This is a genomic window from Winogradskyella psychrotolerans RS-3 (assembly GCF_000427335.1).
Classification (GTDB): Bacteria; Bacteroidota; Bacteroidia; order Flavobacteriales; family Flavobacteriaceae; genus Winogradskyella; species Winogradskyella psychrotolerans.
Genome location: NZ_ATMR01000007.1, coordinates 110,846 through 123,004, shown reverse-complemented (window position 1 = coordinate 123,004; position 12,159 = coordinate 110,846). Strand labels below are relative to the sequence as shown.

Annotated in this window: 8 protein-coding genes and 2 pseudogenes; 8 read left to right on the top strand and 2 right to left on the bottom strand. The window is 34.5% G+C overall.

The genetic code is table 11. The features are described 5' to 3' along the window. The first annotated feature begins 387 nt into the window (after positions 1-387). A pseudogene (locus ADIWIN_RS00890) lies at positions 388-2,575 on the top strand (carboxy terminal-processing peptidase). 81 nt (positions 2,576-2,656) lie between these two features. Beyond that, positions 2,657-3,750, top strand: a pseudogene (locus ADIWIN_RS00885) (ABC transporter permease). Position 3,751: 1 nt separating this feature from the next. Here ADIWIN_RS00885 and yihA read toward each other — a convergent pair. Both yihA and ADIWIN_RS00875 read right to left on the bottom strand, forming a co-directional pair. Then, on the bottom strand, positions 3,752-4,369 hold the full coding sequence (yihA, locus tag ADIWIN_RS00880) for a ribosome biogenesis GTP-binding protein YihA/YsxC (protein ID WP_020895782.1): 618 nt from the start codon (positions 4,367-4,369) through the stop codon (positions 3,752-3,754). A gap of 188 nt (positions 4,370-4,557) precedes the next feature. Continuing rightward, complete coding sequence (locus ADIWIN_RS00875) at positions 4,558-5,322, bottom strand: alpha/beta fold hydrolase (protein WP_020895781.1); 765 nt, start codon at positions 5,320-5,322, stop codon at positions 4,558-4,560. A gap of 285 nt (positions 5,323-5,607) precedes the next feature. Here ADIWIN_RS00875 and mraZ point away from each other — a divergent pair, with 285 nt between their 5' ends. From mraZ to mraY, 6 genes are all read left to right on the top strand, one after another. After that, positions 5,608-6,078 carry a division/cell wall cluster transcriptional repressor MraZ gene (gene mraZ / locus ADIWIN_RS00870; RefSeq protein ID WP_020895780.1) on the top strand — a complete coding sequence of 157 codons (471 nt, stop codon included), beginning with the start codon at positions 5,608-5,610 and terminating at the stop codon, positions 6,076-6,078. Further along, the gene (rsmH, locus tag ADIWIN_RS00865; RefSeq protein ID WP_020895779.1) at positions 6,065-6,961 is read left to right on the top strand and encodes a 16S rRNA (cytosine(1402)-N(4))-methyltransferase RsmH; all 897 of its coding nucleotides are present in this window, start codon (positions 6,065-6,067) and stop codon (positions 6,959-6,961) included. Before mraZ ends, rsmH begins: the two co-directional genes overlap by 14 nt. After that, positions 6,958-7,284: an FtsL-like putative cell division protein gene (locus ADIWIN_RS00860; RefSeq protein WP_040756137.1), complete on the top strand. Its 327-nt coding sequence runs from the start codon at positions 6,958-6,960 to the stop codon at positions 7,282-7,284. Before rsmH ends, ADIWIN_RS00860 begins: the two co-directional genes overlap by 4 nt. A 150-nt stretch (positions 7,285-7,434) precedes the next feature. Beyond that, the gene (locus ADIWIN_RS00855; RefSeq protein WP_020895777.1) at positions 7,435-9,393 is read left to right on the top strand and encodes a PASTA domain-containing penicillin-binding protein; all 1,959 of its coding nucleotides are present in this window, start codon (positions 7,435-7,437) and stop codon (positions 9,391-9,393) included. After that, positions 9,390-10,853 carry a UDP-N-acetylmuramoyl-L-alanyl-D-glutamate--2,6-diaminopimelate ligase gene (locus ADIWIN_RS00850; RefSeq protein WP_040756133.1) on the top strand — a complete coding sequence of 488 codons (1,464 nt, stop codon included), beginning with the start codon at positions 9,390-9,392 and terminating at the stop codon, positions 10,851-10,853. Before ADIWIN_RS00855 ends, ADIWIN_RS00850 begins: the two co-directional genes overlap by 4 nt. Positions 10,854-10,866: 13 nt before the next feature. Beyond that, positions 10,867-12,108 (top strand): phospho-N-acetylmuramoyl-pentapeptide-transferase, encoded by a 1,242-nt coding sequence (mraY, locus tag ADIWIN_RS00845; protein ID WP_040756131.1) that lies wholly within the window; start codon positions 10,867-10,869, stop codon positions 12,106-12,108. Positions 12,109-12,159 lie beyond the last annotated feature (51 nt).

Genomic DNA, 12,159 nt, shown 5'->3' with positions numbered 1-12,159 from the left:
TTTATAAGTAAACTCACCTTTAACAAAAAAATAGGGTACCTATTTTTTATGGCACGGTTTTTTCTTCTATTTTAGTGAAAAATTGAGAACCTACTTAATTAATAAGTAAAAAAAAGATGAGTCTATCCATAGATAAACCTTCAAGTGAAGAAGAATTATAAATGGCGAACACATTTTTTCCAAATTAAAATAATAAAAAAAGAAAAATGAATCGAGCCATAGATGAACCTTCGGTTGAAGAATTAGTGTAAATGGCGAACACATTTTTTCCAAATTAAAATAATAAAAAAAAGAAAAATGAATCGAGCCATAGATGAACCTTCGGTTGAAGAATTAGTGTAAATGGCGAACACATTTTTTCCAAATTAAAATAATAAAAAAAGAAAAATGAAAGGGAATTATAAATTTTTGTTACTCGCTTTATTAATAGCATTTGCCTCATGCAGTTTTACGAGTAAAAAATTCGAGGATCCAGATAAAGATAAATTGTTAATCCAACTTATTTCGTATCTGCTCGATCAAGGTCATTTTGAGCCTAAAGACATTAATGATGATTTTTCATCACATGTATACGATAGTTACTTAAATAATTTAGATCCATTTAAGCGGTACTTTTATGAATCGGATATTAAAGAATTTGAAGCGTACAAGGATAAAATTGATGATCAAATTAAAGCATACGATGTATCGTTTTTTAACCTTACACATCAACGTTTATTACAGCGTATCGCTGAGTCTAAAGAAATGTACAAGGATCTGTTAGATAAACCTTTTAATTTCTCTAAAGACGAAGACTACAATGCTAATTATGAGAATCTTACTTATGTAGCTAATAAGCGTGAAATGAAAGAACGTTGGAGACAACAATTAAAATTTTCAACCATCGTTAATTTTGATGATGTTGTTTCGCAACAAGATATTGATATGGATTCGGAAACAGCTGCAGATCTTGATGTTTCAGAAGCTAATGAAAAACCAAAGGCTAAAAAAATCTGAAGCTAAAAAATCAGATAAAGAATTAGAAGTAGACGCACGTTTGTTGACAAAAAAATCACTCGATGAGCTTTACGATTACATTGATGATAGAACACGTAACGATTGGTTTGCGATGTACATAAATGCTATTGTAGAAGGGTATGACCCGCATACATTTTATTTCGCACCAGAAGATAAGGAGCGCTTTGATAGAGATATTTCAGGTAAATTTGAAGGTATTGGTGCGCGTTTACAAAAGAAAGTAGACGGTATTATGGTAAATGAAATTATCAGTGGTGGACCAGCGTGGAGAGCTAATGAGTTAGAAGTGGGTGACCAAATTCTAAAGGTTAGACAAGAAGATGAAAAAGAGGCTATCAACGTTGTTGGTATGCGATTAGATGATGCTATTAAATTTATAAAAGGGCCAAAAGGAACTGTTGTGACATTAACCTTAAAAAAGGTAGATGGAACGATTCAGGATGTTTCTATAAAAAGAGATATCGTGGAACTCGAAGAAACGTACGCAAAATCTTCAATCGTTGAAAAAGATGGTAAAACCTTCGGAGTTATTAATCTTCCTAAATTTTATATCAGTTTTGAAGATTATAATGAAAGAAATGCAGCTTCAGATATTAAACAAGAAATTTTAAGATTAAAAGAAGAAGGAGTTGAAGGTTTGGTAATGGACTTAAGAAATAATGGAGGTGGTTCTCTACAAACTGTTGTAGATATTGCTGGTTTATTTATTGAAGAAGGGCCAGTTGTACAAGTAAAAACTACAGGTGAAGCCAAGGAAGTGCTTAGTGATAAAGATGCATCTATAGTTTGGGATGGGCCTTTAGTGATTTTGGTAAATGAGTTATCGGCATCTGCTTCTGAGATTTTAGCAGCAGCAATGCAAGACTATAAAAGAGGAATTGTTATTGGTAGCAAACAAACTTATGGTAAAGGGACAGTACAAACTGTAATGGATCTAAACCGAATGGTAAAGAATAATACCAAAGGAGATATGGGAGCTTTAAAGTTTACCACTCAGAAATTTTATAGAATTAATGGAGGTTCAACACAATTAGAGGGTGTAAAGAGTGATGTTGTTGTTCCAGACCGTTATAGTTATATTAATATTGGAGAAAAAGATCAGGACAATCCATTAGCATGGGATAAGATTGATGCTGCTGATTATGAAGTTTGGGGCAACTATTTTGATTACGATACTACAATTAGTAAAAGTAAAGAAAGAATGGCTGGTAATGAGCAGTTGAAGCTTATTGACGCCAATGCACAATGGGTGAAGAAAATAAGAGACCGTGAGTCTTACTCGTTAAACTATGATACCTATAAAAAGGAAATGGAGATTAATGAAGATGAAGCGAAGCGTTTTGCAAAGCTTTCAGAATATCAGACGAATTTAACATTTAGCTCATTGCCTTATGAAGTGAAGCTAATGAACGAAGATTCGGTGTTATTAGAAAAGCGTAATCGTTGGCATAAAGCTTTGTCAAAGGATGTGTATGTGGAGGAAGCAATTAATGTGCTTCATGATTTGAAAATGACTTACGCTATAAAAAATAAAGTTGCAGAATCTGTAAAGAATTAAAGTAATAAATCAGCCTTGTTTTGCTACACTAAGTTAAGTCTAAGTGTAGCAAACAAGAAGCTTACTAATTAATAAAGATGAATGTCTAGTCAAAATAATTCATTAACAAGTTTAGCGCTTCAAAAGTTTAAAAAAACTTTTGGGGCGTTTTTAGTTTGGGTATTATTATTTGTATTGGTTTAATTTCTGTGTTTGCATATGTATTTGCGCCAGATGCTTCAAAAAATGCCAATCAAATGCATTTGGCTATTCATTCAAAATCACCTGGTTTTGAAGTGCAAATGTTAACGATTCCTTCAGGGATTTTGTCAGAAGGTAGCTTTATTTCAAGATTATTCTTTGGATATAATAATACAGATACAGAGATTCCTATTCAATCATACAAACTTGAAAAGGATGTTTTATATTATGTAGAATATGCGTCAGATGGCTTACAGGGTGAAGAAAAACAAATTGCTGTGTCGCGGTTTCCTAATTCAAATTATGAATCTTATATAGATACTAAAAGTTTTGTTTTTGGTACAGATAAATATGGAAGAGATTATTTGAGTCGTATCTTAATCGGTTCTCGTATTTCGTTTTTTATTGGTTTTGTAGCTGTCTTTATTTCATTAATTGTAGGGCTCTTAATGGGGAGTTTAGCGGGTTACTATGGAGGAAAAGTAGATACGGTTATCATGTGGATAATTAATGTGACGTGGTCTATCCCAACCTTATTATTAGTGATTGCCATTACGTTGGCTTTAGGAAAAGGCTTTTGGCAAGTGTTTATAGCTGTAGGTTTAACCATGTGGGTAGAAGTGGCAAGAGTAGTGCGAGGGCAAATCATTAGTGCTAAGGAAATGCAATACGTAACAGCTGCTAGAGCTTTAGGTTATAACGATTATAGAATCATCACAAAACACATCTTACCCAATATTTTTGGACCATTAATAGTGATTTCCGCTGCCAATTTTGCAGCAGCGATTTTAATAGAAAGTGGGCTGAGTTTTTTGGGTATTGGAGCGCAACCACCAATGGCAAGTTGGGGAGCGATGATAAAAGATCACTACAATTATATCATTTTAGGTAAACCATATTTAGCTTTAATACCAGGTGTTTGTATTATGCTATTGGTTATGGCTTTTATGTTGGTTGGTAATGCCTTGCGTGATGCATTGGATGTAAAATCTTAATTTAATTATTAGATCTTAATTGTTCAATTTCTTCGTTGGTTTCTTCAATGAAATTTAGTACTTCATCCTTGCCCGTGTAATTAGAAGCTGACGTTACAAAATAAGGTGGTAATTCTTCCCAGAATTTAAGCAGCTCTTGGCAGTATTCATTTACATGACGTTCAATAGCAAGAGGCTTTAGCTTGTCAGCTTTCGTAAATATAATGCCAAAAGGAATTTCGCTTTCTCCCATGTATTTCATAAATTCCAAATCTATGGGTTGCGGTTTGTGTCTAATATCTACGAGTACAAAAGCAGAAACCAATTGTTGACGTTTTTCAAAATAATCAGTAATAAACTTCTGAAATTTCTTCTTAGAGGATTTTGAAACTCGCGCATAACCATACCCTGGTAAATCTACTAAGTACCAAATGTCATTAATAAGAAAGTGGTTTATTAATTGTGTTTTTCCAGGTCGTCCAGAAGTTTTTGCTAAACTTTTTCTGTCAGTTAGCATGTTGATTAATGACGATTTTCCAACATTACTTCGCCCAATAAAGGCATATTCGGGTAGGGCATTCTTGGGGCATTTTGCCACTTCAGAATTACTAACTACAAATTCAGCTGATTTTATTTTCATCTTCAGTTCCCGTGAAAACGGGAATCTTTTTTAATTAAACTTAGTTTTTTGTGAAGTAAAAAAGGGGATTTTCCAAAAGGACAAATGCTAGTAACATTTTTTAAAGTATAAACGTTGTGTCTCTGCGCCTTTGCGTGATATTTTTACTTCATGCTTCCGACTTATCAGTCTTCAAGCTTTTTTCTTACCTAAAACCCACGCTTCTCCAGCCAACCCATCAGAATCGTATTAAATTCTTCTGGATGTTCCATCATAGCTGCATGTCCGCATTTATCAATCCAATGCAACTCAGAATCAGGCAAAAGTTCATGAAATTCTTCAGCAACTTCAGGTGGAGTGACATTATCATTTTTTCCCCAAATAATGCAAATAGGCGTATTCATTTTTGGTAAATCTTTAGCCATATTGTGTCTAATAGCACTTTTGGCGATCGCTAAGGTTTTTATAAGCTTATTACGATCATTTACGGTGTCATAGACTTCATCAACAATTTCTTTGGTTGCTACTGCCGGATCGTAAAACACTTCTTGTGCTTTCTTTTTCATAACCTCGTAGTCGCTCCGTTTAGTGTAACCACCTCCCATTGCACTTTCGTAAAGTCCTGAGCTTCCGGTGATAATTAATGCTTTTACTTTTTTAGGGTATAATTTTGTATGGTATAAGCCAATGTGTCCACCAAGAGAATTTCCTAGCAAAATAACATTATCTAAACCTTTGTACTCAATAAAATCTTTTAGATAATTAGCAAAGCTTTTAACGTTGGTTTTTAATAACGACATACTGTAAATAGGAAGTTCTGGAATAATAACTTTATAGCCCTTAGAACTAAAGTATTTAGTGACTCCATCAAAATTACTGAGCCCACCCATTAATCCATGCAACACAATAATTGGTGTGCCTTCGCCTACTTCAATATATCTAAAATCCTTTTCTTTTTTTAAAAGGTGTGCCATGTGCGAGTTCGTGCTTATGTGTTAGAAACAAATATAACCAAATCCTTTAGAATATAAATAATATGGAAAAAATATCAACTTTTTTTATCAAGAGGGAGATGCGTGGGGTGATGTTAATAATTCCCACTTGAAAATATTTGCTTAAAAGTTGAATTCATTGACGTGATAATATATTGAGGCAATTTCAAACCAAAACTTATCAACAAATGTGGTAGAATGTGGTAAAAAGTGGTGATTTTTTCAATATCTTTGACTCTTAACCGTTAAAGTAGTAAACGAAACCTTTTGAATTCATTTATAGGAACATACGAATGTAAAGCTGATGCCAAAGGAAGGCTAATGATACCTGCTGTGCTTAAAAAGCAGTTGTCGGCGGCTTTGCAAGATGGTTTTGTTTTAAAGCGCGCTGTATTTCAGCCATGTTTGGAGCTGTATCCTATGTCTGAATGGAATAAAATGATGGAGAAAATTAATAAGCTCAATCGCTTTAAGAAAAAGAATAATGATTTTATCAGACGTTTTACGGCTGGTGTTAAAATTGTAGAAGTAGATAGTGCTGGTCGCTTATTAATTCCTAAGGATTTAATTGGATTTTCTGGTATTGCTAAAGAAGTGGTTTTGGCATCTGCAGTAAATATTCTTGAAATCTGGGATAAAGATAAATACGAACAAGCTATTGATGATGCGGCTGAAGATTTTGCAGATTTGGCCGAAGAAGTAATGGGACAAGATGACGACGAGAATGGATTATCATAACGCAGTATTACTTAAGGAAACTGTTGATGGTTTAGCAATTAAACCCGACGGTGTGTATGTGGATGTGACTTTTGGTGGTGGAGGTCATAGTAAAGAAATTTTATCACGATTGGGTCCAAATGGAAAGTTGTACGCTTTTGATCAAGATAAGGATGCATTGGCGAATACAATTGACGATGATCGTTTTGTGTTGATTAATGAGAACTTCAGATTTGTAAAGCGATTTTTGAGATTTTATGGAGCTAAAGAAGTTGATGGTGTGTTAGCAGACTTCGGAGTGTCGTCGCATCAATTTGATGTTGCCGAGCGTGGTTTTTCAACACGTTTTGAAGCGGATTTGGATATGCGAATGAATCAAGATAGTAAGCTGTCTGCTTATGAAGTTATTAATAATTATAATGAAGAGCAACTAAGAGCTGTTTTGTTTCAATATGGTGAATTAAGAAATGCTCCAGCAATGGCAAGAGTAATTGTTGATGAGCGTAAGAATGCTGAAATTAAAACAAGCGAGCAGTTAAAAGCGGTTTTAAAACAATTTTTAAATCATCAAAAAGAGAATAAGGTTTTAGCGCAAATATATCAAGCTATTAGAATTGAGGTGAATCAAGAAATTGAAGTGTTGAAAGAGTTATTGCTTCAAACACCAGAAATCTTAAAAAAAGATGGTCGCTTAAGTTTTATCTCATACCATTCTTTAGAAGATCGGTTGGTAAAGCGTTTTATACGGAATGGATTATTTGAAGGGGAACCAGAGAGAGATATGTTCGGAAACTTTGAAGTGCCATTGAAGAAAGTCGGAGGTTTAATTGTGCCTTCCAAAGAAGAAATAAAACAAAACAATAGAGCGCGAAGTGCGAAACTGAGGATTGCCAAAAAAATATGAAAAAAAATATATACAGCATATTAAGAGGTAAGTTTCTAATCAGTGATGATTCGTTCAAAAATTGGCGTATCATCATTTTTATTTCGTTTCTAGCTATCATAATGATTGCAAGTTCGCATAGTGCAGATCAGAAAGTATATGAGATTGCAAATTTAACAAATGAGGTTAAAGAATTGCGCTCGGCATTTGTAGATAAAAGAGGAAAGCTGATGCAGCTTAAAAAAGAATCTTTTGTAGAAGCAGAAATGAAAGAAAAGGATATTGGGATTTCCTTAAATCCACCGACAAAAATAATAGTAAAATCATCTAAACCAGTGAAGTGAGCAGGTGAGAACTTGAAATAGGGTATAAAAAAATCCTAAATATAATTAAATCTCGATTATCGAGTAAAATCACAACAGCAATAATAATAATAGACCTTGGCAATAACAGAAAAAAACATATTAAACAGATTGTACTTCGTAGCAGGCTGCATGTTTGTATTCGCCTTGGCTGTGGTGTTCAAATTGGTGAGTATTCAGTTTATACAAGGTGATGAATACAGGGCGCTTGCAGAGAAACGAACTTTAGAGGATTTTGATATTCCTGCAAATCGTGGTAATGTGTATTCTGCTGATGGCAGTTTATTAGCGACTTCTATTCCTAAATATGATATTAGAATAGATGCCATTCAAGCAAAAGAAGCCACATTCGAAAAACATATAGGTGCTTTAGCAGATTCACTTCATGCGTATAAAGGAAAACCAGTATCCTATTACAAGAATGTGATTCGCAAAGCCCGAAAAAATAAAAATAGATATTTTCTTTTAGCTCGAAATATTAGTTATTCCGATTATATAAGAATGCGCAATTTTCCTTTACTAAATCTCGGAGCAATTAAAGGGGGTTTAATTGTAGAGCAAACGACAAGACGTGAGCATCCAATGGGAGGTATTGCAGAACGTACCATTGGATATGAAAGACAGGATGAAGATGGTAATTTTACAAGACCAGGTATTGATGGTGCCTTTGGTGTGAAATATTTACAAGGTAAAAATGGAAAACGTCTTAAACAAAAGATCGGTAATGGGCAATGGAAGCCTATCGCTGATTTCGATCAAATTGAACCTCAAGATGGTTACGATGTTTATACGACTATAGATGTTAATATTCAGGATATAGCACACCATTCGTTATTGAAGCAATTAGAGATTTACCAAGCAGATCACGGTTGTGTGGTGGTGATGGATGTGAAAACAGGAGAGATAAAAGCGATTTCTAATCTTGGGAGAAACAAAAACGGAAACTACTACGAGCGTTTAAACTATGCGGTTGGAGAAAGTCATGAGCCGGGTTCTACATTTAAGGTCATGGCAATGATGGCTGCATTAGAAGATAGAGTTATTGATACATCAACCGTTGTTGATACTAAAAAAGGGAGAAAATCTTTTTATGGTCGTGTAATTACGGATTCGGGTAATGGTTATGGAGAGATTTCTGCAGCACGCGCATTAGAGGTGTCTTCTAATATCGGTATGGCAACGATTATAGATGAGCATTACTCAAAACAACCAGAGAAGTTTTTAAATAGGTTGAGTTCTTGGGGACTAGATAAACCTTTAGGTGTTGCTATCATTGGAGAAGGGAAACCAGATATTCCTAAGCCTGGAGCTTCAAACTGGAGTAGAAACGCGTTGCCTTCTATGGCTTATGGTTACAATCTTAGAATGACGCCACTGCAAACCTTAGCATTCTATAATGCGATTGCTAATGATGGAGAGTTGATAAAACCGCGTTTTTTGAAATCAGTAAAGTCTTTTGATAAAAACATCGAAGTGTTTAAAAAAGAAGTGCTTGTTGAAAAAATCTGTTCTAATAGAACATTGAATGAAATGCGAGATATTTTAAAGAATGTTGTTATTCGTGGAACGGGAGCGCGAATGTATTCGGAGACGTTTTCTATGGCTGGTAAAACAGGTACGGCCAGAACGGATTATGCAAATACTGAAGAATGGAATAAAAACAGGAAATATATTTCTTCGTTTGCTGGTTATTTTCCTGCGGACAACCCAAAATATTCGTGCATCGTAGTTATTCACAAGCCTAGTACAAAAGTGGGTATTTATGGGTCTGATGTGGCTGGTCCAGTATTTAAAAGAATAGCGCAAAAGATATATACAGATACACCGATTATAGATGAAGTTGAAACTCTAAACTTTAAAAGCAAATTAGTTAATAGAGATTTTGAGAGTTATTATGAAAACGCTCGTAAGTATAAAGAGTTAATGCCAAGTGTTGTTGGTATGCCTGCTATGGACGCTCTTGCATTGTTAGAGAATTTACAAATTGATGTTAGAGTGAAGTTAAATGGAAATGGAGTTGTTAAAAAACAGTCTGTAGAAAAGCATCAAAAATTACAAACGAATCAAACCATTGTTTTAGAAGCGTCATGATGGTACTAAAAGACATATTATATAAGGTTACTATCAATGCAGTCGTTGGCAGTACAAGTATTACTGTGGGTAAAATTGAATTTGATTCACGTCAAATAGAAGTCAATGACATTTTTGTAGCCATATCAGGTACTATAACAGATGGTCATAATTTTATTGAAAAAGCAATAAAAGATGGTGCTACGGCAATAATCTGTGAGGTGCTTCCAGAGAATCTAGAGGATGGTGTTACGTATATTGAGGTCGCTAATTCTAACCAGGCTATGGCTTATATGGCGGCTAATTTCTATGGTCATCCATCTGAGAATCTAAAATTAGTTGGTGTAACAGGAACGAATGGAAAAACAACAGTCTCAAGTTTATTGTATCAGTTGTTTAAAAAGGCAGGTTATAAAGTGGGACTGCTATCTACCGTGAAAATTATGGTGGATAATACAGTATATAAGACAACGCACACCACGCCAGATTCTTTAACTATTAATAGGTATTTGCAGTTAATGAATGATGAAGGTGTTGAGTTTTGCTTCATGGAAGTGAGTTCGCATGGTATTCATCAAAGCAGAACTGAGGGCTTAAGGTTTGAAGGTGGCATTTTTACAAATCTATCGCACGATCATTTAGATTATCACGATACGTTTGCGGAATATAGAGATGTCAAAAAACGGTTTTTCGATCAATTACCAAAAGATGCTTTTGCGCTAACCAATATTGATGATAAAAATGGTTTGGTGATGTTTCAGAATACAGCAGCCATAAAATACACATACGCCTTAAAAAATTATGCGGATTATAGAGCGCAAATTTTAGAAAATGAATTCAGTGGTCTATTATTAAAATTGAATGATAGTGAATTATGGACGCGTTTAATAGGGAGTTTTAATGCCTACAATATTCTAGCAATTTATGGAGCGGCAGAATTATTAGGATTAGATAAAGTAGAAATATTACGCTTAATAAGTGAGCTCGAAAATGTAGCAGGACGTTTTCAATATTTTATGTCGGAAGGGAAAATTACGGCCATTGTCGATTATGCACACACACCAGACGCCTTAAAAAATGTTTTGGAAACCATAAACGATATCAGGACTAAAAACGAAGAGTTGATTACGGTTGTGGGTTGTGGAGGAAATAGAGATAAAACAAAACGACCAAAAATGGGGCATATCGCTTCGGCTTTAAGTACTAAAGTGATTTTAACAAGTGATAATCCGAGAAACGAAGTTCCTGAAGTCATAATTGAAGAGATGGAAAAAGGCGTAGAGCCTCAGAATTTTAAAAAGACCTTATCCATAACAGATAGAAATCAAGCGATTAAAACAGCGTGTCAGTTGGCTGGGCCAAATGATATTATTCTAATTGCAGGAAAAGGTCATGAAACATACCAAGAAATTAAAGGTGAGCGCTTTGATTTTGATGATTATAAAATCGTTCAAGAGTATTTAAAACAATTGCAGAAATAAATAATAAAGAAGAATGCTGTATTACCTATTCGAATATCTAGAACAACAGTTCCAATTTCCTGGAGCATCACTTTTTGGGTTTATAACCTTTAGAGCGGCTGTGGCAATCATATTGTCATTGTTGATTTCTACGATTTTTGGTAAACGCATCATTCGATTTTTGCAAAAGCAACAAGTTGGCGAGACGATTCGTGATTTAGGCTTAGAAGGTCAGGTTGAAAAAGCAGGAACACCTACAATGGGTGGAATCATTATTATTCTAGCGACGCTTATACCTGTGTTGTTATTGGCTAAGCTTGAAAATATATATATCATTCTTCTGATAGTGACAACGCTTTGGATGGGGGCCATTGGTTTTATTGATGATTATATTAAGAAGTTTAAAAATGATAAAGAAGGATTAAAAGGGAAATTCAAAGTGCTTGGGCAAGTTGGCTTAGGAATTATTGTAGGGGCAACATTGTTTTTTCATCAGGATGTAACGTTAAAAGAAAAATTACCAATTCAGCAACAGAATGAAATACGGGCTGAAAATCCAGATGCTCCAGCAGCAAAATTATTTAAAGCAGAAGAAAAGTCCACGAAAACAACAATTCCGTTCTTAAAAGATAATGAATTTGATTATTCAGATTTAATTACTTGGATCAATCCAGGTTTAGAGAAATACACATGGATAGTGTTTATTTTGGTTAGTATTTTCATTATCACAGCAGTTTCAAATGGTGCGAATCTTACCGATGGAATAGATGGTCTTGCAGCTGGAACTTCGGCCATAATAGTATTAACATTAGGGATTTTTGCATGGGTTTCTAGTAATATCGTTTTTTCAGGATACTTAGATATTATGTATATACCAAGAGCGGAAGAAATTACAATATACATCGCAGCATTTGTTGGGGCTTTAATTGGGTTTTTATGGTATAATACGTATCCGGCTCAAGTATTTATGGGTGATACTGGAAGTTTAACCATTGGCGGGATTATAGCAGTGATCGCCATTGCGGTAAGAAAAGAATGGTTGATTCCAATATTATGTGGAATATTTCTAGCAGAGAATCTATCAGTAGTATTACAAGTTAGCTATTTCAAATACACAAGAAAAAAGTTTGGTGAAGGACGACGTATTTTTAAAATGTCGCCTTTACATCATCATTACCAGAAATCCGGCTATCATGAAAGTAAGATTGTCACCCGTTTTTGGATTATTGGAATTCTGCTTGCTATTATAACAATAGTAACCTTGAAAATTAGATAAAACAATTTGTCATTCCTGCGAAAGCAGGAATCCACAATAAGAGTAGTAATA

Excerpts from the sequence above, each read along its gene's own strand:
- yihA (WP_020895782.1), bottom strand. The coding sequence starts at position 4,369 with ATGAAAATAAAATCAGCTGAATTTGTAGTTAGTAATTCTGAAGTGGCA.
- ADIWIN_RS00875 (WP_020895781.1), bottom strand. The coding sequence starts at position 5,322 with ATGGCACACCTTTTAAAAAAAGAAAAGGATTTTAGATATATTGAAGTA.
- rsmH (WP_020895779.1), top strand. The coding sequence starts at position 6,065 with ATGGATTATCATAACGCAGTATTACTTAAGGAAACTGTTGATGGTTTA.
- ADIWIN_RS00860 (WP_040756137.1), top strand. The coding sequence starts at position 6,958 with ATGAAAAAAAATATATACAGCATATTAAGAGGTAAGTTTCTAATCAGT.
- ADIWIN_RS00855 (WP_020895777.1), top strand. The coding sequence starts at position 7,435 with ATGTTTGTATTCGCCTTGGCTGTGGTGTTCAAATTGGTGAGTATTCAG.
- ADIWIN_RS00850 (WP_040756133.1), top strand. The coding sequence starts at position 9,390 with ATGATGGTACTAAAAGACATATTATATAAGGTTACTATCAATGCAGTC.
- mraY (WP_040756131.1), top strand. The coding sequence starts at position 10,867 with ATGCTGTATTACCTATTCGAATATCTAGAACAACAGTTCCAATTTCCT.